Annotated in this window: 17 protein-coding genes; 1 reads left to right on the forward strand and 16 read right to left on the reverse strand. The window is 40.3% G+C overall.

Features of this window, described 5'->3' with window-relative positions:
* Positions 1-124 precede the first annotated feature (124 nt).
* A complete protein-coding gene (locus ABH902_RS08225; RefSeq protein WP_404590228.1) occupies positions 125-991 on the reverse strand; it encodes a class II fructose-bisphosphate aldolase in 867 nt (288 codons plus the stop codon).
* Positions 992-1244: 253 nt separating this feature from the next.
* Positions 1245-2180 (reverse strand): YitT family protein, encoded by a 936-nt coding sequence (locus tag ABH902_RS08230; RefSeq protein WP_404590229.1) that lies wholly within the window; start codon positions 2178-2180, stop codon positions 1245-1247.
* Between the two features lie 231 nt (positions 2181-2411).
* On the opposite strand from ABH902_RS08230, the gene ABH902_RS08235 reads away from it, so the two are divergent.
* Positions 2412-2906, forward strand: coding sequence for a YajQ family cyclic di-GMP-binding protein (locus tag ABH902_RS08235; protein WP_404590230.1), 495 nt, complete (start codon positions 2412-2414; stop codon positions 2904-2906).
* A gap of 73 nt (positions 2907-2979) precedes the next feature.
* Here ABH902_RS08235 and ABH902_RS08240 read toward each other — a convergent pair whose 3' ends face one another.
* The 14 genes from ABH902_RS08240 to ABH902_RS08305 form a co-directional block, all read right to left on the reverse strand.
* Complete coding sequence (locus ABH902_RS08240) at positions 2980-4164, reverse strand: amidohydrolase (RefSeq protein ID WP_404590231.1); 1185 nt, start codon at positions 4162-4164, stop codon at positions 2980-2982.
* 19 nt (positions 4165-4183) lie between these two features.
* Positions 4184-5458, reverse strand: coding sequence for an MFS transporter (locus tag ABH902_RS08245; RefSeq protein WP_404590232.1), 1275 nt, complete (start codon positions 5456-5458; stop codon positions 4184-4186).
* Positions 5459-5762: 304 nt separating this feature from the next.
* Positions 5763-6728: an asparaginase gene (locus ABH902_RS08250; protein WP_404590233.1), complete on the reverse strand. Its 966-nt coding sequence runs from the start codon at positions 6726-6728 to the stop codon at positions 5763-5765.
* Between the two features lie 153 nt (positions 6729-6881).
* Positions 6882-9275: an ATP-dependent DNA helicase gene (locus ABH902_RS08255; protein WP_404590272.1), complete on the reverse strand. Its 2394-nt coding sequence runs from the start codon at positions 9273-9275 to the stop codon at positions 6882-6884.
* Between the two features lie 82 nt (positions 9276-9357).
* The gene (gene argJ, locus ABH902_RS08260; RefSeq protein WP_404590234.1) at positions 9358-10515 is read right to left on the reverse strand and encodes a bifunctional glutamate N-acetyltransferase/amino-acid acetyltransferase ArgJ; all 1158 of its coding nucleotides are present in this window, start codon (positions 10513-10515) and stop codon (positions 9358-9360) included.
* A 236-nt stretch (positions 10516-10751) separates the two neighbouring features.
* Complete coding sequence (locus ABH902_RS08265) at positions 10752-11432, reverse strand: Bax inhibitor-1/YccA family protein (protein WP_404590235.1); 681 nt, start codon at positions 11430-11432, stop codon at positions 10752-10754.
* Complete coding sequence (locus tag ABH902_RS08270; RefSeq protein ID WP_154774820.1) at positions 11425-11907, reverse strand: MaoC/PaaZ C-terminal domain-containing protein; 483 nt, start codon at positions 11905-11907, stop codon at positions 11425-11427. The genes ABH902_RS08265 and ABH902_RS08270 overlap by 8 nt, the downstream gene beginning before the upstream one ends.
* A 126-nt stretch (positions 11908-12033) precedes the next feature.
* Positions 12034-13371: a UDP-N-acetylmuramate--L-alanine ligase gene (gene murC / locus ABH902_RS08275; protein ID WP_404590236.1), complete on the reverse strand. Its 1338-nt coding sequence runs from the start codon at positions 13369-13371 to the stop codon at positions 12034-12036.
* Between the two features lie 227 nt (positions 13372-13598).
* Positions 13599-14471 (reverse strand): hypothetical protein, encoded by an 873-nt coding sequence (locus ABH902_RS08280; protein ID WP_404590237.1) that lies wholly within the window; start codon positions 14469-14471, stop codon positions 13599-13601.
* A 317-nt stretch (positions 14472-14788) separates the two neighbouring features.
* Positions 14789-16087 carry an asparagine--tRNA ligase gene (gene asnS / locus ABH902_RS08285; protein ID WP_404590238.1) on the reverse strand — a complete coding sequence of 433 codons (1299 nt, stop codon included), beginning with the start codon at positions 16085-16087 and terminating at the stop codon, positions 14789-14791.
* Between the two features lie 47 nt (positions 16088-16134).
* A complete protein-coding gene (locus ABH902_RS08290) occupies positions 16135-17325 on the reverse strand; it encodes a pyridoxal phosphate-dependent aminotransferase (RefSeq protein WP_404590239.1) in 1191 nt (396 codons plus the stop codon).
* Between the two features lie 52 nt (positions 17326-17377).
* Positions 17378-17875, reverse strand: a complete 498-nt coding sequence (locus tag ABH902_RS08295) for a DUF5590 domain-containing protein (protein ID WP_404590240.1) — start codon at positions 17873-17875, stop codon at positions 17378-17380.
* 85 nt (positions 17876-17960) lie between these two features.
* Entirely contained in the window at positions 17961-20723 is a 2763-nt protein-coding gene (locus tag ABH902_RS08300) for a helicase C-terminal domain-containing protein (RefSeq protein ID WP_404590241.1), read from the reverse strand.
* A 293-nt stretch (positions 20724-21016) separates the two neighbouring features.
* Positions 21017-22351 (reverse strand): hypothetical protein, encoded by a 1335-nt coding sequence (locus ABH902_RS08305; protein WP_404590242.1) that lies wholly within the window; start codon positions 22349-22351, stop codon positions 21017-21019.
* Positions 22352-22424 lie beyond the last annotated feature (73 nt).

Here is a 22424-nt window from a genome sequence, read left to right on the forward strand (position 1 = left end):
AACATAAAAACGGTGAATCAGTAAAAATAAATGACTATTAGTAGCAAAGAGCACTTATTATTTGCAACACAAAAAAACTGTCCGCATGTATTATGCAGACAGTTTTTTAATTATTAGAAATTCATTATGCTTTATTAGCAGAACCGAACCATTCGATGCGTTGTTCTACTAATTCAGTAACAGCTTTTGTTCCTGGGGCTAATAATTTACGTGGGTCAAAGCCTTTACCTTCAAGGTCTTTGCCTTCTTCGATGTATTTACGTGTTGCTGCTGCAAATACTTCTTGACATTCAGTGTTCACGTTAATTTTAGAAACGCCCATTGAGATAGCTTTTTGAACTTGTTCTAAAGGAATACCTGATCCGCCGTGTAATACCAATGGGATATCACCAACAGCCTCAGAGATTGCTTGTAAGTGGTCAAAAGCTAATCCTGTCCAGTTGTCTGGGTATGCGCCATGAATGTTACCGATACCGCAAGCTAAGTAGTCAATACCAGTTGCAACCATTTGTACACATTCGTTAATGTCAGCTAATTCGCCAGAACCGATGATGCCGTCTTCTTCGCCGCCGATTGAACCAACTTCACATTCAACAGAAACGCCTTTAGCGTGTGCTTTAGCAACAACATCTTTCGCTTTTTCGATGTTTTCTTCAAATGGTAAATGAGAGCCGTCGAACATTACTGACGTATAGCCGATTTCGATACATTCTAATGCATCTTCGTACTCACCATGGTCTAAGTGAAGTGCTACTGGTACAGTAATTCCCATAGAGTCAACTAAGTCTTTCACTAAATCGTAACATACTTGGTATCCGCCCATGTATTTAGCAGCACCCATAGAAGTTTGGATCAAAACTGGCGCTTTTTTCGCTTCTGCAGCTGTCAAAATCGCTTTTGTCCATTCTAGGTTGTTTGTGTTGAATCCGCCAACACCGTAGCCGCTTTTACGAGCTGCTTTAAGAAACTCTGTTCCTGATACTAATGGCATAATAAAATTCCTCCTAAGTTTTAAAAAAACTTTATTTGTTAAGGTATCCTTAACCAACAGTTATATTTTAGCAGACTTTTTAGTACTTTTCTACTAAAATTCCTTTTTTCAGAAAATTTTTGTCTAAGCTTTCACAATTTTACTGACACATGCTGCTTTTTGTATAAAAAATGCTTGTTTATCTTATTACAAAAAAGCAGTCTGTCCTATATATTTAGGAACAAACTGCTTTGATTTTGTTGAACGCCTAACATTATCGCTGCTTTTTTTTCGGCTGTTTTATTTCAGGTAAATTCCCTGTACTTTTCAGCATGCGCTGTTCATCCTCATTTGCAAAGCGTCCTAAAACGGAATGAGTAGGAACGATATTCATAAAGGCATTCTCATCGACCTCATGAACAATTTGCTCCAAATCATATAATTCATAGCGCGTAATCACCATCATAATCATTTGACCTTGCGCTCCAGAATAACCACCTACTGACGGCAGTAGCGTCATTCCTCTTACTAACTCTTCAGAAATCGCCTGAGTAACGATTTCCGGCTGCACAGTGACAATCATCGCCGTCACCTTTTGATGACTGGTATGAATCATATCGACCACTTGTGTCATACAATAAATCGAAATAATCGTATACAACGCACTTTCCCAATCAAAGACAAAGCCTGCGATCAATACAATAATGCCGTTTAGCATAAACATATAATTGCCCACTGTCTTCCCTGTTGTTTTCGAAAGAACCAGTGAGACGATGTCCATTCCGCCTGTAGTAAAGCCCAGCTTCAAAGACAAGCCTGCACCAATACCGATCAGCACCCCGCCGGCAATGGCATTCATCAACGGATTTTCAGTTACTACATGAATCGGAATAATTATCGTGGTGATAGAGACCCAAGCGACATTTAAAAAGCTGTAAATCGTTGATTCTTTGCCCAGCTTAAGAAACCCTAACAGAAAAATTGGTAAATTCAATAAAAGAATAAATAAGCCCGTGTCAATGGTAATGCCCAAATGCGTATATAATAAAGCCGCAATCACCTGTGCTACGCCATTCATTCCCGCAGAAAAAACATTGGCTGGAATTAAGAAAAAATTCAGGCTTAAAGCAACCAGAATTCCGGTTATAAAAATAACAATGAATTTCTTTACTGTTTCACTTTGTTTATACGAAAGCATCCATCTGCTCATTTAGACTCCTCCATTTTCCCCATCGTTTCTTTCTATAAAAAAGACCCCGAATTAGAATAACAGCTTCCTTCTAAAAAGAAAAGCAAAAGTCCTTTAAATGAGGAGCTTTTTAATGAATTTCGCTGCCTTTTTTTATCTTTTGTAGAGCAGTGGAAAAATCAGCAGTTTAGACTTGTTTCTTTATTATTTAATGGTAGTATAAAAGTAAGAAATAATACTGGAGGTTAGCGAATGGCAGCAAAAGAAGCGAGTTTCGATGTAACATCTGAATTAAATCTGGAAGAAGTTAAAAATGCTATGCAGATCGCCATGAAAGAGATCAAGAATCGGTTTGATTTTAAAGGCTCCATTGCAGACATTAAGCTGGAAAACAATCAATTAGTGGTCGTTGCAGAAGATGATTATAAAGTAGAGCAAGTCAAAGACGTTTTATTTAGCAAACTGGTCAAACGAGGCGTACCAATCAAAAATATTCAGTTTTCAGACAGTGAAAAAGCGCTTGGCGGAACCGCCCGCCAATATGGTGAACTCATCAGCGGCATTGATAAAGACAATGCTAAAAAGATTAACGTAGCGATCAAAAATTCCGGCTTGAAAGTAAAGTCGCAAATCCAAGAAGATAAAATCCGCGTAACTGGTAAAAACCGCGATGATCTTCAAAGCGTTATTGCCTTACTAAGAAAATTAGAGTTGCCAATTGATTTACAATTTACAAATTACCGGTAAAAAACAAGAAACCAAAAATAATTAGCGCGTGAGCCTTGAGTCGGTTTGACTTGAAGCTCACGCTTTTTTCTAATTATTCATTTAAATAATCAACAACAACATTCCCCATAGCTTTTGCTGCAATCAGCATTGAATTTTCATCAATCATAAATTTAGGGTTATGATGCGGATAAAAGGTACCGTCTTTTGCCGCTGCACCTACATGAAAATAGCAGCTTGGCCGCTCTTTCGCATAATAGGCAAAATCCTCCGAAGGTCCCTGCGCTCCAGAATCCAAAACAGCTTCAATCTCAGGAATATTTGCAGACTTCAAGCTTTGTTCGACAAAAGCCGTCAGCTTTTCATCATTAACCGTCACCGGATAATTATGCCGATAATCCAAGTTATACGTCACATTATACATTGTAGCGATTCCTTCAAGCACACGCTTAAACTCTACTTCAATCAGCTGCTGCACCTTAGCCGACAAGGTACGGATATCGCCTTCCAACAGGACGTGCGCATTCACTATATTCGGCGCACCGGATGCTTCAAAACGACCAACGGTAAGTGTCGCCATATCAAAAGGATCTACTCTGCGACTAACAATAGACTGTAAGCTCACCACTAAGTCAGATGCAGCTAGTATCGTATCATGCGTATCTTGCGGCATCGCACCATGACCGCCCTTGCCGTAAAGATCAATCTTAAAGCTTGATTGTCCAGTATGAACAGCACCAGCGTGATAATACACCGTACTGTTTTTTAGATTACTAATCAAATGCAGCCCAAACACATTATCTACTCCATCTAAACAACCATCAGCGATCATGCTCTTTGCTCCACCCGGTGGAAGCTCTTCGGCATGTTGGTGTAAAATAACAATTTTTCCAGACCATTCATCTTTTAATTCAATCAAGGTTTCAGCTAAAATCAACATATATGCAGTATGTGCATCATGACCGCATGCGTGCATAACGCCCGGCACCTTTGAGGAAAACGGCAGACCTGTATCCTCTTGAATAGGTAAAGCATCAAAATCCGCTCTTAAAGCCGCGGTACGTCCTGGTTTACCACTGTCGATCGTGACGACAACGCCATTGCCGCCAACACCTGTTCGAACCGAGCAATCCTTGCCATTATAAAAATCAGCAATATACTTGGCCGTCTGATATTCTTTAAATGAAAGTTCAGGATTTTCATGAAGATAACGTCTAATTTCAATCATGCGCGGTTCTTTTTGTTTCAATGTCTGAAATAGCTTTTCTTTCAATGACATATCTGATTCATCCTTTCTTTTACTCTACCTCTACAGCTTTTGTTTGCTGCAGCTCACCTGTCGTTTCTTGAAAAATCTTTGAGCGATTATATGCATACAACCAGCAAATAGCTGTTAAAATCGTTAGTGCCAACAGTAAAAACCAACCGAAATCATAGGAGCCTGTTTGGTCGAAGGAAAACGCGATTAACAACGACCCGACTGCCATCCCAATTTGCAGGAAGCTGTTGCCGATTCCGTAAGCCTGCGCGTAATTTTTTTGACCAAAAACAGCCGAGGTCACTAACGGCGGTGTAACGGTTCCTATTCCTAAGCCTAATCCAAAGGCTAGCGCCATCAAATAGGCAGAAGTGATGCCGTTGCCTAAAGTTAAAAAGATAAACGAGGCGCCAAATGCTCCACAGCCAAAAATAATGCTGACAGCTAAGCCAAATTTATCATTGAGCCAGCCAAGAAAGATTTTCCCGCCAACACCAATTAATGAATACAATGAAACAACGGCAGTCGCAACGCCAATACCAAACTTATCTTCCATCGCCGGAGCAAAATTTCCAATTGCGCCGTTATTGATAATGCCATTAAGCAGCATACCAATTAAAAATAAGAAAAAGAATGATTTCTTTTGGGCAGTCTGCATGGTCATCGTTGTTGCTTTTGAAACAGTCACTTCTTCTTTTGCAGATGCTGTGCCTTTTAATGGTTCCATGCCCAGATCAGAAGGATTTTTTCTAATGATAAAAAAGACGGAAGGCAGAACAATCACCGCAATCGCAGCGCCCATCACCTGATAGGTTCCCCGCCAGCCGACCTGTGTCAGTAAAAATGTCACGACGGGACTATAGATAAATCCGCCCAAGCCAATCCCAGCCATGGCAATACTCATCGCTAAGCCGCGATGCAACTCAAACCAGTTGGTAATCACAAAGGTTACTGGTAAAAAAGTAGACGGGATATAAAACAACCCGACAAAAAATGATGAGATATACAAACTAATCGCATTTTGCGCAAAGCCATAGGAAGCCAAAGCTACTGCGAAGCCGGCAATCGAAAGCGTTTGAATTTTCTTTAAATCTCCCGCAGCTAATTTTTTTGAAACCAACGGAGATAAGAATATTCCGATTGCCTGCACGATTGTATTACTCATCGCGAAGGTACTTCTGGAAATGCCTAGATCCGCCGTCACTGGTACGACAAAACGACTGGCGACTCCGACAACTGGCGGAACCATCAAACACGTAATCAAGGTGCACACAACTAGAATTTTCCAGCCATAAAAAACCTTACCTTTTTTCATACATTTCTCCTTTCAATAACTCTCGTTCTTTTTAAAAGCCAGCCACTTCACTCATGCAACATTTTTCTCATTTTACTTTCATCTTTTCAACAAAAAAACCAAGAAACGTCCATGCGCACTAAACCGTCGATCTGTAAAATTAAATTATAACGAGAAACTCCTTTTATTTTTTAATTATAGCATTCTTTTTTTGATTGCAACAGTTGTTTTTAAAACAAAATAGACAAGAAATGCGTCCAAAAGTCATTTGTATAAACATAACTTTCCGCAGCTTCTCGTCTATCTTAATTTTATTGATTTTATTCTATTCACTTAAAAATTCATGACGTTCTTTCAAGCTAAGCGCACTATTTAAAGCAACAATTAAGCGAATTCGAGCTTTTGGTCCATTTAGACCGCGAGAGAAAATAACGCCCATTTTTTTCAAATTTACGCCGCCGCCTTCATAATCATAAATATCCTCAGCGATGCCGTTGGAGCAGCGAGAGACTAAAACAATAGGGATGGCTCTTTCTAGCAATCGACTGATTGCCGGCAGTGTTTCCGGTGGCAGATTGCCAGCACCCAGTGCTTCAATCACTACCCCGTCCGTTTGATCATTAGCAATCAAATCAAACAGACTACCATCCATACCGGCATAAGCTTTAATTAAAGGTACGTTTCCAGCAACTGTGTGGATGTCGCAAACCTTTTGTGGACTTACTTCACTGGCAAAAAAGGTCTTCTCTTTGGCAATCATACCAATTGGGCCAAAGGTGGGTGTACGAAACGTAGCTACATTTGTGGTATGGGTTTTGGTTACATAGCGTGCGGTGTGAATCTCGTCATTCATCACCACCAGTACTCCTTTGTTTGCTGATTCTGGTGAACAAGCCGTCCAGACGGCACTGATGAAATTATATAAGCCGTCAGAACCAATTTCGTTGCTTGAACGCATCGCTCCGGTTAACACTACAGGCAAACGATTTTCCAGCGTAATGTCTAAAAAATAAGCCGTTTCTTCCAACGTATCTGTACCATGCGTAATCACAACGCCGTCGATTCCTTCTACATAGGCCTTTTGTATTCGCTGCTTTAACTGCAGCATACGCGCCAAAGTCATGTGAGGAGAAGGGATATTGAAAATTGATTCTACTACTAAATGAACCTTTCCTTCTAAAAGCTTTTCCTGATTTAACAGTGGATTAGAGGCATTCGGCGCGACATTGCCGTCTGCTTCTTTAGACATGGAAATCGTTCCGCCAGTATGTAGTACCAAGATTTTCTTCATCACAATTCCTCCTAAAATAACTATTTCTGCTACTAATTCACGCGCTGAAAAATAGCACAAAAAACACTTCCTGCCTATTTATAACATAAGCATTCACACACTGACTACTCTATTTGCTCGGTTTTTAGACCATTTTCATAAATCTCCCATAATTTATCCATTACGCCAAAACTGCTGCATTAAATGAATAGCTTGATCATTAGAAGACGTCAGCGCTAATTGATCCCAATGAGGCGGAAAAAAGCGCTGCACTGCAGTTGATGAAAAGCGCTGATCCAGCAATAAAACAACCCCTTTATCTTCCACATCGCGAATCACTCTGCCAGCCGCCTGTAAGACCTTATTCATCCCGGGAATCTGATAGGCAAACTGAAATCCTTGTCCCTTTTTTTCTTCATAATAGGCTTTGATTAATTCCTGCTCGTCATTCATTTGCGGCAACCCTACGCCGACAATCGCCGTACCGATCAGCCGCGAGCCTTTCAAATCAATTCCTTCTGAAAAGATCCCGCCCAGCACACAAAAACCCACTAAGCTTTCTGTCGGTTCCGTGACAAATTTAGCCAAAAAAGCTTCCCTTTCAGCTTCATTCATCATCGTTGCCTGAAGTAACGTTTTAACTTGAGGATTTTTTTTGATAAAGCGTTCATATACTTCATCCATATAAGAATAAGAAGGAAAAAAGACGAAATAATTTCCTGTCCGCTGCTCAATCATTCCTGTTAAGCTTTCCACAATTTTGTCGTAGCTGCTGCTGCGTTCCTTGTAGGTAGTTTGAATCTGATTTTGCGCGATCAGCAGTTGATTTTCTTTTGGAAAAGGACTGGCAATGCGATAACGTAGACTCTCTTCACCACCGCCTAATATCTCCTGATAGTAATCCAGCGGTGTTAAACTTGCCGAAAATAAAACACTGGCTTTACTCAAATTCAGCTTTTGCTCAAGCAGATAGGAAGGATCAATACAAAATTGCTTCACCCGAATATCATAATGACGACAATCGACATAAGTATAATAATGATCATCATAGCTTTCACTGATTCTCACATAACTCAACAGCTTAAAATAAATCGACAAAAGCTCCGGCAGCTCGCCAAAATCCTGATGCTCCGGTAACCATTCTTTGATCTTTTCCACTAAGCCGTACACTACCTTCACCAAAGAATCAGCTGGAGCCGCCTGATGAATAAAGACCTGTCCGTTTTCCTCGCAGACCTCCTTCAGACGATCAAATTCTTTTTCGATTTTTGTAATTGCTCGGGTTAACTTTTGCTGTTTTTTCCCGAAAAGCTCTTTTAAACGACTGACCTCTCTTTTAGAAAGCTCAGCAGAATACATTTCTCTGGAACGGTTGACCAAATTATGTGCTTCGTCCACTAAAAAAAGATTTTCCTTTTCAACCGGCTGCTCGTCGAAGAAGCGCCGCAAATAAACGGTAGGATCGAATAAATAGTTATAATCACAAATAATTAAATCACACCAGAGACTGACATCCAGCGATAGCTCAAATGGACATAGGGTGTGCTTGCGGGCATAGGCTTCAATGACTGGTCGTGTCATTTGGTTTTCATTGGTCAATAGATCCCACAAGCCTTCATTCAAACGATCATAATAGCCATTGGCAAACGGACAGGCTTCCGGTGTACAATTTCTTTCCGTTAGAAAGCAGATCTTATCCTTCGCTGTCAGTGTCACGCTTTTTAACCGCATTTCCTTTTGCTTTAGAGCTTCAACAGCATCCTCAGCAACTTGGCGGGTAATTGTTTTGGCTGTCAGGTAAAAAAGTCGCTCTGCTTGTTCTTCACCGACTGCTTTCAGCGCCGGAAAAAGGGTGGAAATTGTTTTGCCGGTGCCGGTGGGCGCTTCGACAAATAATCGCTGCTCACTGACTATTGTTTTATAAACTGCAACCGCCAGCTCTCGTTGTCCCTTACGGTAGTCAGCGTAAGGAAACTTCAGTTCTTTCAGCGATTGATTACGCAGGCGGCGCCAATTTGTTTTAAAAATCAACCATTGTTCATACTGCTGTGTTAAGTCGTCAAAAAACGCTTTTAATTCAGTACTTGTATAGTGTTTTTTTTGTCGTGTTATTTCTTCTGTCGTCGTTTGGTAGTAGGTAAGCTGTAAATAAATTTCATCCAGATTTTCCTGCTGACAATAAATGTGACCATAGCACATTACCTGATACCAATACATATCTACTTGTTCCGGCCTCAGATCGGAAAATGCCGGTTCTGACGTTTTAATTTCATCAATGATGATTTGCTGGTCGGCATTCACAAGAATACCGTCGGCTCTGCCTTCGATTATGTAGGTTTGTTGATTTAATTCTATGTTAATAGCCAGCTTAACCTCTTTTTGATCGTTCTCGCTGTAATTTTTCTGTAGTTTGCGGTGAATTCTTGCCCCTTCTTGGGCGGTGTGCTCGCTGGTATGGCGCGCGTCAATACTTCCTTTTCGCAAGATAAATTCTACGAGCCTGCGCACAGCTACTCTTTGCTTGTCTTTCACATTCATCCCACCTGTCGTTTCTCTATTATAGAACATACATTCGTAAAATAAAAGTACCAGACAATCAAAAAAGACAGAAACAAAAGCTGGCTTCTCTTGTTCTGCCTTTAGAAAAATATTAAGTAGAATAGGCGCTGTTGATTTCAACATATTCATGACTTAAATCGCAGCCAATCACTTGAAAACTCGCCGCTCCTTGATGAAGATCGACTGTTAAGTAGATATCATCCTGCTCTTTTATATAATTTTCGATGACTTGAACGTTTTCTTTGGCTTCACGAGCATTAGCAAAAATCGGATAGTCAGCATAGAAAATTTCTACTTTGTTTTGATCAAAAACCACAGCTTCTGTTTTCCCTAGTGCCATGGCAATTCGACCCCAATTCGGATCATGACCAAAAAGAGCGGTTTTTACTAATGGCGAATTAATAATCGCTTTAGCTGCTGTTTTGGCCTGCTCCTGCGTTTCGGCATTTTTAACGGTAACAAACATGGTTTTCGTCGCTCCTTCAGCATCCTTGACAACCGCTAAAGCTAAATCCCGACAGACCTGCTGAAGTGCTGACCGCAGCTCTTTTGTGTCCACTTCGTAATGATTACTGGCTAAAAGAGCGACGGTGTCACTCGTGCTGGTATCCGAGTCAATACTAATCGTGTTGAAGGAGTGATCCACCGCTTCTTTCAGCAGCGGATAAATCTCCTCTTTAGCAATCTTAGCATCTGTCAGCACATAAGCCAGCATCGTCGCCATGTTCGGCTCGATCATCCCTGAACCTTTGACAATCCCTAAAATTGTGGCCGCGCCTACGTTCACACGCTGAACCTTGATTCGCTTATCAGTCGTTAAAATCGCTTCGGCAAAATCAAGATACTCCTTGCTCAAAGAAAGCGGCTGCTGTGTTAAAAATGCTTCAATTACATCAATTGGTAGCTGTGGACCAATCATGCCGGTGGATGAAGGTAAAATATTCTCCTGCTCAATTCCCAGCTTCTCGGATAAAGCTGCTAGAATCCTATATTCATTTTCTCTGCCTGTTTTTCCTGTTGCTACATTGGCTACACCACTGGTCACAACAACCGCTTGTAATTCTCCGTTGGCTACATGGGCTTTACCGATCGGAATACATTCACCGCAAAACTGATTTTTTGTAAATACAGCAGCGGCATGGCAAACTTCATCGGCTACAATTAGTCCAAAATCCTTTTTTCTTTTTTTAATGCCAACATGTGTTCCGAAAAATTGAAAGCCTTTTGGCAACTCCAAATTATTTTCCATTTTTACACCTTCTTCATTTTTTTCAAGTGTTTCTGCATATAGATTAATTTTATCAAAGTATAATGCATAAAAACCGGATAGTCAACGGAATTTTAATCATAAAAACAAATTAAATTAAATTTTTATTCATTATAAAACCATAGTATGAATAATTTTTAGTGAAAAAGCCATTTTAGAGCACAAAAAAAACTGAAGCAAAACAATTCTGTTTTGCTTCAGTGAAGAGGCGTTAATATTTATTTATTTTTCCCGAAAATACGTAAGAATGCCAAGAATAAATTGATAAAGTCTAGATATAGCTTTAAAGCGAAAAAGACAGCCATTCCTGTACCTGCTTGACCATTTGTTTCATAATAGACACGACGAATACTTTGGTTATCGTAAGCAGTTATTCCGGAAAAAATCAGTACCATTAAAATTGAAATAAAAAAGGAAACGGCACTACTGTGTAAAAGAAAAATATTCAGAACCATTGCAATAATAATCCCGATTAGCGCGCTATACGCTGCATGACCGATAGCAGATAAATCTTTTTTCGTGAACATACCGACTAAAGACATCGCACCAAACGTTGCTGCAGCACTGACAAATGCACTAACAACGGTTGCTTGAGCATAAATTAATAGTGTCGCGGAAATTGTAATCCCGTTAATAATCGCATATCCGATAAACCCGCTAATCGCTAAGGTTGGATTTTGACGTGCCTTTATCCCCAACAAGAAGACTAGAGCAAGTTCCACAAACCATAACCCGTAAAAAAGCGCAGGAGAACGAAGCAGTGTAATTAACACGATAGGAAACACATTTAAAATTAAGTAGGAGACTATCGCACTTACTCCGATTCCTACTGCTAAATAACCATAAATTTTTGAATAAAACTTGTTTAAACCAACATTTGCAACTGTACCATTATTCATTTTCTCTTCCTTCTTTCTCTTGTAGTTCTGCCAACGTCACTTGTGGCGGCTGAACCATTACAACCGCATCAAGCACTCTATTTTCCTCTTCGTTAATGACTTCAATTGAAATTGTCACCACATCTTTCATCTTGTCTACCTTAATGACTTCAAACTGAAACGTTAAGGTTTCATAATGAAAAACTGGTTCAACAAAGTTCACTGAAAAGTTCACCACGTGGGAACCTGGGCCGGGTAGATGCTTGGAAATCGCACTAGTAATAATCCCCATCAGCATGATTGACGGAACAATTGGCTTACCATATTCTGTTTTTTGGGCATAATCATGTTGGATATATAAAGGATTGGCATCATTGGTTAAACCCAAATAAAGCAGTAAATCTTTGTCTTCAATCGACTCAGTTAATGACAGCGAATCGCCTTCCTCAATATCTTCGATGGTTTTGCCTAATTTTCTCGGTTTTCCGATATTCAAATTAGTACACCTCCACTAATGTTATCATTATTGTACCAAAACGACGCCAAAAGGCAAGCTAAAAAGAATATGAAGAAGGCTAGCTTAGCGCTGCTTCTTCATATTCCTTTCTCTTACTATTATTAATTATAAAACATTTCTAGTGGTATTGCTTAATAATGTTTCATACGCTTGTTCAAATTTTTGGACATCGCCAGCACCCATAAAGACCATTACTGCATTTTCAAAATCCAACAAAGGAGAAACATTTTCTTCTTTGATGACTTGGCCGCCTTTTTGTATTTTTTGTCCAAGATCTTCGATTTTTACATCGCCCTGCTGTTCTCTGGCTGAACCGAAAATATCACATAAGAATACGTGATCGGCCAAATCCAAAGCTGCGGCAAATTCGTCCATCAGCGCAATAGTCCGTGTAAAGGTATGCGGTTGGAAGACAGCAATAATTTCTTTATCCGGATATTTTTGACGCGCCCCGTCAATTGTCGCAACAATTTCAGTTGGATGATGAGCATAGTCGTCTACAATAATCATGTCAGATACATTTTTTTCAGTAAAACGGCGCTTCACACCGGCGAAAGTCAACATTTCTTCTGCGACTTTAGCCATATCCAACTTTTCAAAATAAGCAACAGCAATCACGCCTAAGGCATTCATAATATTATGTTGCCCAAAGGCTGGTAACACGAAATGGCCGATTTTTTCGTCTTTGTGATAGACATCAAAGGATGAGCCTTGAGTGGTTCTCTGAATATTTCTCGCTTGAATATCATCATCTTCATTCAAGCCATAATAATATACAGGAACCTCTGTCTTTAATTGGCGTAAATATTTGTCATCGCCATAAGCAAAGATGCCTTTTTTTACTTGCTCAGCCATTGTTTGAAAAGCAGAAAAAACATCTTCGATGCTCTTATAATAATCCGGATGATCAAAGTCGATATTGGTCATAATCGCATAATCAGGTGAATAAGCCAAGAAATGGCGACGATACTCACAGGCTTCAAAGGCGAAAAATTCTGCATTGGGATCCCCATGACCGGTTCCATCACCGATTAAAAAACTCGTAGGTGCAATACCGGTAAGGATATGAGAAAGCAAGCCTGTAGTACTCGTTTTTCCATGTGAACCAGTAACCGCAACGCTCGTATATGGCTGGATAAAACGGCCAATAAAATCATGGTAGCGAATTACTTCAGCACCTAATTCCTTGGCGCGAACCAATTCTTCATGACTATCTGGAAAGGCATTACCGGCAATAACAAGCATATCCTTTGTAATATTGTCTGCATTAAACGGTAAAATCGCAATGCCTGCTTTTTCTAAATCACGCTGAGTGAAAAAATATTCTTCTACGTCAGAGCCTTGCACTTGATAGCCTTTTTCAAATAAAACTAAGGCCAACGAACTCATGCCGGAACCCTTGATACCTACAAAATGATGTAATTTATTTTCGTGATTGCTCATGTTTCTCCTCTTCTCTTCTATCTATGTATCCTATCAAATTTTTAATTGTCTGCTGTCCATTATCGTACAAACGTGCAAAATAATCAACCGGCAATGCCCGTCGACCTTTGCCGTAGACTTCTATTCCCTAATTAAAAGGCAAAAAGGTGTGCCTGTAGAATCACTCTAAGAGCTTTCTCAGGCACATTCCTTGAACAACTGTCGCTCGCTGAAGCGCTAGTTGACATTTAGTTGAAATATTTACTGTTTTCCAGTTCCATACTTGAATCTTCAATAATTCCACTTAAGGATTTGTCGAGAATGCCACGTTTTTTCTCTTGCTCCGCCTCTGCTACTTTTTGACCATAGGCAGTCTGGCTTTTAGCATTTTGCTTAGCCGTTTTCAGCTCTTTGCGCGAACGCGGCAGGCTGTGACTGATATCATCTTTGCCAAAGCGCTCCATATCCGGCTTGATCTGCTGATACTGACGTCTGGTCACTGGAATTTCCGGTGTATCTTTAGGGATATTAAATTTTTTAACGGTTGGATCTTGATTATCTTTTACTTGAAACGCTGCCGGCTCATCATCAAACAATAAATAAGAGCTTTGGTCTTTTTTCATTGCTGAAACCAGCTCTTGTTCGCTCAAAGAAGGAGAATTTGGTTCTGGAATAACAGAAGCCGGAATATATTTAGGGACGAAACGAGAACGTGAATCGTTTGCCGTCGTTTTTGAAAAGCTGGTTCTAGTTTTGTTGGCAGCAGCCTGATTATTGAAGCTTTGACTGGCTTTTTTATGCATATTGCCGAACAAATTAGGTTTGGCTTTTGGCATGGTGATTTTATTATGGCTCATCATATAGTTTGGCAAATTGGATTTATGCCAAGCAAGATCAGCGATTTGTTCTTCGGTGTGTCCTGTTGTGCTCGCATGAGTAGCGTCTATTTGGGTATTGACAGGTTCAGTGACAGGCGCACTTGGCTTGAAGTCCGTTTCTGTCAATAATTGCTCTTGTTCAAAAAGTGTTCGTTTATTTCCAGAAGTTAATTTTACTCCGATTTCATCATCATATGCTGGAAAACGAAAATGTTTTCTTTTGATATGTGCTAGGTTTTCCATTCAAGTCATTCCTTTATTCTACTTTCTGTCAATTCTATCACAAAATGATTCGTTTCTAAACAATTTACCTTACTTTTTCTAATTTTTTATGTTCTCTGCAAAAAAAGAGGTTAAGCCAAAAGTCGTTTATTCGTAAGTAGTGAGGCTGGGACAGAAGCGTTTAACTCCGGCTTATTTCCGAAGGAGTTGCTGCCTCTGCGATTACTCGAGGCAAAATACATGGAACTTTTTCGTTTTTCTGCTTCCACCGTTTATTCGTAAATATAGAGCGAGGCAAAACTGTTTCTTAGTTTTGTCTCGCTCTCACTCATTATTTTTTATGGATAAATCCGATTTAGTAAACGCGGGAATGGACTTGCTTCACGAACATGTTCAATCCCAGCCAGCCAAGTAACCGTACGTTCTAGACCTAGACCAAAACCTGAATGCGGCACTGATCCGTAACGTCTTAAATCCAGATACCATGAGTATTCTTTTTCGTCTAAGTTATGGTTACGAATTTGCTCTAACAGGTAATCGTAGTCAGTGGCTCTTTCAGAACCGCCGATGATTTCACCGTAGCCTTCCGGAGCAATCATATCTGCACAGATAACGACATCTTCACGTGTAGGATGTGGTTTCATGTAAAAGGCTTTAATCGCTTTTGGATAATTTAAAATGAACACCGGACGGTCAAATGAATTAGCAATAAAGGTTTCATGCGGCGAACCAAAATCATCCCCCCATTCAATATCGTCAAAGCCGTTTTCTTTTAATAGCTCTACCGCTTCATCGTAAGAAATACGTGGGAATGGTAATTGAGTGTATTTTTTCAAGACTTCTTTATCACGGCCTAGGACATCTAAGGCTTGTGTGCAGTTATCTAAAATACTTTGCACGAGAAAGGCAACATACTGTTCTTGCACTTCCAAGCTTTCTTCTTGATGCATAAAAGCCATTTCAGGTTCAATCATCCAAAATTCAATTAAATGACGACGTGTTTTAGATTTTTCTGCTCTAAATGTTGGTCCGAATGAAAAGACCTTGCCAAAAGCCAAGGCAGCCGCTTCCATATAAAGCTGTCCGCTTTGAGATAAGTAGGCTTTTTGGTCGAAGTAATTTGTTTCAAATAAATCAGTGGTTCCTTCCGCAGTACTTGCTGTTAAAATCGGCGGATCAATTTTGACAAAATTATGATCATTGAAAAATTGGTACGTCGCACGGATGATTTCATTACGGATTTGCATCACGGCATGCTGACGGGAAGAACGCAGCCATAAATGACGATGATCCATCAAAAAGTCTGTTCCATGTTCTTTTGGCGTAATTGGATAGTCATGACTCTCACCAATCACTTCAATCCCGCTTACACCAATTTCATAGCCAAATTTAGAGCGGCTATCTTCACGGATTTCGCCGATAATCCAGACAGAAGTTTCTTGTGTAAGGCTTTTCGCAAGCTGGAATACTTCCTCTGGTACTTCACTTTTTACTACTACGCCTTGAAAATAAGCTGTGCCATCACGTAATTGTAAAAAGGCAATTTTACCGCTGGAGCGTTTATTGGCAATCCACGCACCGATTTTAACGGTTTCTCCCACATGATGTTTGGAATCAATGATTTGTATTTGTTTCACAATGGTCTCTCCATTCATTTCTTTTTTGCCTATCCCGAATTGACTAATTAGTTCCTGCTTTTTTTCTCAATAAATGCTGTGATGCGTTCCACAGCCGTTTCCAGTGTCTTTAAATCCGTTGCATAGCTAATTCGCACATGCTCAGGAGCACCAAAGCCGGCGCCAGTCACAAGCGCAACCTGTGCTTCTTCCAGCAAATCAGTTACCCATTCAGTAACATCTGTGTACCCACACATATCCAATGTCGCTTTAATATTAGGAAACAGATAAAAAGCGCCTTGCGGTTTTTCTAATTTAAAGCCGGGTATTGCCGCAAATTTAGGATAAATGCTATTTAAGCGTTCTTCAAAGGCCTGTCTCATTTGTTCGACGGTTTCCTGTGTACCGGTTAAAGCTTCAACCGCGGCATATTGACTAACCGCTGTTGGATTGCTAGTTGATTGGGAAGCAATATCATTCATCGCTGCAATAATCGTCTCATCTCCTACCGCATAGCCAATACGCCAGCCAGTCATGGCATAACTTTTCGATACGCCATTAATGATCATCGTTTGCTTGCGGATTTCATCGGAAATCGTTGCCATCGGCGTAAACTCTGCCCCATTATAAACAAGTCTGCCGTAAATATCATCTGATACGATTAAAATCTTATTGGCTACTGCCCATTCACCAATCGCACGCAGCTCTTCTTTAGAGTATATGGTGCCAGTAGGATTTGAGGGAGAATTCAAAATCAGCAGCTTCGTTTTAGCCGTTTTTACCTGCTCTAATTGGGCAACGGATACTTTGAAATCAGTTTCTTGTGTACATGAAACAAAAACCGGCACTCCTTCAGCTAATTTTACTTGTTCACCATAGCTTACCCAGTAAGGTACAGGGATAATGACTTCATCGCCCTGATTTAAAACAGCTTGAAACAGTAAATACAAAGCGAATTTTGCTCCGTCCGTAACAATGACATTCTTCGGTGTGTACTGCAGCTGATAATAGCTTTCTATATGACTGACTACCGCCTCTTTCAATTCTTTGATACCACCTGATGGGGTATAGTAGCTGGCTTTGCCGTTTTCAATAGCAGCAATTGCCGCCTGTTGAATATTTTTCGGTGTGGTAAAATCCGGTTCACCAACTGTTAAACTTAAAACGTCTTTGCCGCTTGCTTTCAGCGCATTGGCTTTAGCAGCCGCGGCCAACGTAACAGAAGGCTCCAATTTTTGGGCGCGCGCCGATAATTCCATACATTTCACTCCATTCATTTTTTCCCGATTCTTTCATTGGTTCATTGTCTCGTCAGACATTTTTAATTACTTTAACTTCTTCTGCATCTTTAAATGACAGGAGATAATAACTTAATAAGCCTTCATCATTTTTTGCGACCACTTCCCAAACAGGCTGGTCATTATACATACCTAAATTGACTTTCAAAATATTAGATTCTTTGTAATCCGTCTCCATAAGCTGGCGAATCTGTCCTTCTTTGACTCCGTCTTTTTGGTATAAAACAGTGACCTTTTCACCATTTTTTGGAATGATAACCGCGATTTCATCGCCTTGATCGTTCTTGCCGGTCACACTAAAATAGGTTTTTTTTCGGGTAAACCAGTAAAAATGATCCGCTGACTGCAGCTGCGCATGATCTTTAGCAATCTGAATTGCTTCTCTTTCAGCTTGTTTTTGCGGATGGGTAGAACGAACAAAGATAAGGGCTACCATGACGATTATCGCTAATAAAGCAGCAATAACGATTAAAAGGATTTTATTTTTTTTAGCTTCTTCTTGTTCCAGCAATCTTCTCGTCCTTTCCAAACTTACTGGCTACCATTATAGCAGAAAAACCGTTCTGTTTAATAGATAGAAAAGCAATTTATTTTGGTTATTTGTTTAAGAATTCATTTAGTTCAGTTAAAAGCTCCGTCAAGGGTGCTTCTTTTACCGGTAGAGCTTTCGGCAACGCTTTTACTAATCGTTTTCCATATTTCGCCGTTACTAAACGTCGATCCAAAACTAGTAAAACACCGCGGTCATTATCGCCACGAATCAAACGTCCTAATGCTTGGCGCAAACGCAACGCAGCTTTCGGCAGGGCTTCGTGAGAAAACGGCTGAATCCCCTGCGCCTCCAAATAATCATAACGTGCCTTCACAAAAGGCCGCTGCGGATTTTCAAAAGGCAGACGCGTCACAATCAGCAATTGAAGCGCATCCCCGGGAAGGTCGACGCCTTCCCAAAAACTGTCGGCTCCCAATAAAATACTGTTCTTGGAATGAGCAAAGCGCTTCAATATTTTTTCCTTACTGCCGCTAATGCCTTGAGCTAAAAGCTCTTTGCCTTGATTTAACAGCGTCTGATGCAGCCGATGATAAACGCTCGTCAGCACCTCATGTGAGGTAAACAAAACCAGCATGGAGCAGTCCTGTTTCGCTGCAATCGCTTCTACTACTTCCGCAATATAGGCCGAAAACGTAGCTGTGTCAGCCCGACTGACAGCAATGGCTTCTTGAGGAATATACAAGCGGGCATTTTGAGCATAATCATAAGGATCGGGCAAGGTTTTAAAAGCAATATCCGTTATGCCAAGCTTCTCTGGCAAGTAATTTTTATTACTGCCGAATTTTAAGGTGCCCCCTGTATATAAGATCCAGGAATAACGCTCATACCAGACAGTTTCGGGTAAAATGCTTGCCTCTAAATCATTGACCGCCAATAATCCGGAGGTTTGATTATTCGGCGTATATTCTTTAATCCAGCGCGGCTGCCACTGATTCACATAAATCTCAAAACAGTCAGCCAAATACGTAAGCCGGTCAAAAAACTGCAATAAACTGGCAAATAAAATCCGGTCGGAAGCAGTATATTTATCCGTCTGCGCAACAATCATCTGAGTTAGCTGATGTTGAATTTCCTGCATTTCCGATAATAAAACTTCGATTTTCTGCAGAGAAGCCTCTCCGTCCAACGACAATTGGTCAAAAAGTGTTTTGGTAACGAGCTGGGTATTTGATTGCTCCTTTTTAGGAAAAAGTTGATTCATTTCAAAAAAGAAATCACTAAATTCCTCCACTAAATCCAAACACGAATTACTATAAATCCGCAGCAGCCGTTGGGCTTGAGTTTCCTGTTCAAAAATCATACTTACCTGATCAAACAGCTGCTCTTCCTCTGAAAAAAGCTGAACCTGCCGTTTAAAAGAAACAAAATTAAATTGGCGGGTCGCCATTTTCCCGGCAATGTCCGGCAAATGATGCGCTTCATCAATAATTAAATAGTCACTTTTTGGCAGCAGCGGTGTTTCTCTTAACGTTTCCTGTGTCAAAAACGCATGATTTACTACCAAGATATTGCTTTGCTTGATTTTTTTATGCAGAAAACGTACAAAATCCTCTTCAAACAGCGGGTCCTGCTCCGCAAGAAAATCTACACCCCGGTGGGTTACCTCTTTCCAAAAGAGATGATTTAAATGAAGCAGCTGTAGCTCATCCAGATCTCCTGTTTCGGTTTCTGTCAGCCAAACTAAGACGCCCATTTGATAGAGCGCATATTGCTTTTGCGGCACCGGATTCTGCAAAGTTGCACGAAAGCGTTCCAGATCAATATAATGACGATGACTCTTAATCACCACTGCCTGCAAAGGCATGGGACAAATCTGCTTCGCCATTTCAATTTCTTTTTCGACTAACTGATTTTGCAGCACAATAGAAACTGTACTAATAATTAACGGGTTAGTCGGCGTCGCCAAATAGCTAAGCGGGAATAAATAGCCGAAGGTTTTGCCGGTTCCCGTCGCAGCTTCTACGAACAGATTCTTCGTTTGACCGTTTGTAAAATGCTCATGAACCAGATTCATCATGCGGCTTTGCTCCGGTCGAAAACTGACTTTGTCACCAAAAACCTTTTCTTTGCCTTTTTTCTTCTTTGGAAAAACTGCCGTTTCATAAAGGCTTTCCTCAAATAAACGAACCTCTTTTTTACGTAAAGCAATACCAGCAACTACTTTTAAGTCAGGGGCTAAAGGCTGAATATGCTCTTTCATTTCTAAATAAACAGTGTGAATATAAGTACTGGTATCCATTCCTGTTTGCTGACTAAGTCTATCAATCGTCTGCATCGTGACTAAAGGCAGCCGCTTCATTTTCGCTTCTATCAGCAGTAGTAATTCAGCCGTTACTTGCGCATCGCTGTCTGCTTGATGAGGATTATCATGAATTAAGCCTAAACTTTCAGACAAATCGCTTAAGCGAAAACTTTTTTCTGTTGGCAGAAAAATTTGAGCCAGCTCAACAGTATCTATTCCGGGAATTGTCAGCTTCGGCGCCCCGCAGCGAACCAGCTCCCGCGATAAAAAAGTATAATCAAAATAAATATTATGTGCGACAAACACCGTATCTGCCAATAAGTTATAGATCGTTAAAGCGACATCCTCAAAGTACGGCGCTTTTTGAACCTGTGCGTTACTGATGCCGGTTAAATGTTGAATTTGCTTTGAAATAGCCTGATTCGGATTAATATCAGTTGTAAAACGGGAAATGATCGCTCCATCTTGAACCAGAACACAGCCGAACTGTATGATTCGGTCTACTTCAGGATCAGTACCGGTTGTTTCGATATCGACCACTGCATAGGTCTGCTTTTTCCTCATTCTCTCCCCGCCTTTCCTTATCCTTGAAAATTATACTACAAAACTAGTCATTTTCACTATTGTTTCGAAAAGAAGTCTGTAATTTTCTTAAAAAAAGAGCAGTAGGCGGGACAAAACTAAAAAACAGTTTTGTCCCGCCTACTATTTACGAATAAACGGTGGCCGAAAGTCAGGTTCTTCCGCAATTTCATAAAAGACGATCAATATCAAAAGCATATGGTCGTCTTTTCCTCCAATTGCTCGCACCTAAACGACTTTTGGCCCAACCTCGCTTAAAAACGAGTGCATTAGCTCTATGATTTTTCAGTAAATGTTCTATTTTTCCCGATACTTGTTCGCAGCTTTTGCAAATATTGATCCAATAGAATATACCCGTCCAAACGATGCAGTAAATCAGCCGAGCAGCGTACCTTCTTACCAAAAAAGGAACGGCTATAGGCAATATCGCGCATTTCCTGTAAAAAATTTTCCAAAGAAGCAACGAGTCCCGCACAGCTTAGACGCCCGCTTAATAAAATATCTTCATTTTTTCTTCTAAGTACCTGAGTCCATGAATAACTGACAAATTCTGCCTGATTAATTTTCTCCAACAGTTCCGCCCGTGCTATACTTTTCTTTTGAGTTTGCATCTTTTTCGTCCCTAAACGCATCCGTTTATTCATAAAATGCTGATAGATCTCATCTTCCAGCTTTTCTAAAACGGTTTTCGTCAAAATATCAGGCTGCTGCGTAGGTGCTTTTACGCGCTTGCTTGAATTCAAATAAACCACTGCTTTATGCCAGTCTTGAACGGTTGCTTTATTGGTTTTTCTTGTTAAACGAGCGCCAGAAAAAACCGTTGCTGACGGCATTTCATTTGAATCAATTTCAGCTACTTCTGCCTTTGTTGATTCTGCTTCCTTTTCAGCACTATCAGCTGCTTCAGTTGCTGTGTCTGTATCCTGCTGTACTTCAAATTCAGGCTCTACAACCGCTGCATCCGTTTCTTTTTCTTCAACCTCAGCCATTCTGTTTTCAACCATTAATGGTTGCGCACGCTTCAAATGTATCGTTCGAATACTTCTTGAAATAACCGGATTGCTTTTCACTGGAGTTGGATTTAGCTGACTTTGAGCCAGTGTTTGATTTAAGTCGTTCATCATTTTACGCAGTCGGAATAATTCGTTGGACATTTCCATCATTTGTTTGAGCAAGCCCTGAATTTCTTCTGTTGTAACGGGTTGTTCCGTTTTTTCAGTTAGTGAAGACTCCAGTTCGCTAAGAGAGAGGCTGTCCAACCATTTTTTCAGGCTAATGCGCAACTCACTTCTAGTCGGTTCGAAGCTGCCCATCAACAGTGTGTAATAAATAGCTTCCGTTTCTACATAGATATAGATTTTTTTAACAACTAATTCTTCAAACGCTTCTGAATGATCCCAACTAGTACAAATTGCTTCGAAATAGGCTTCTCCTTCGGCTAAGTTTTGATAGTCTTTTGCAAGAGTCAACTTACGAATTAAATAAAAAGAATAGGGAGTATCCACATTATCTGCATAAATCTCACGCCCTAAGTACTCGGGATCCACTTCTTTACAAAGATAAGTGGCTGTTTCTGCCCTTTTACGTTGTCGCTTACTAATCGTTCTCACTTCCTCAATTTTCCTTCGTATATATTATTTCTAAAAAGAACCTACTTATGTTCCTATTATACCGATAAAAATC

This window comes from Enterococcus sp. UD-01 (genome assembly GCF_044909655.1).
GTDB lineage: Bacteria > Bacillota > Bacilli > Lactobacillales > Enterococcaceae > Enterococcus_L.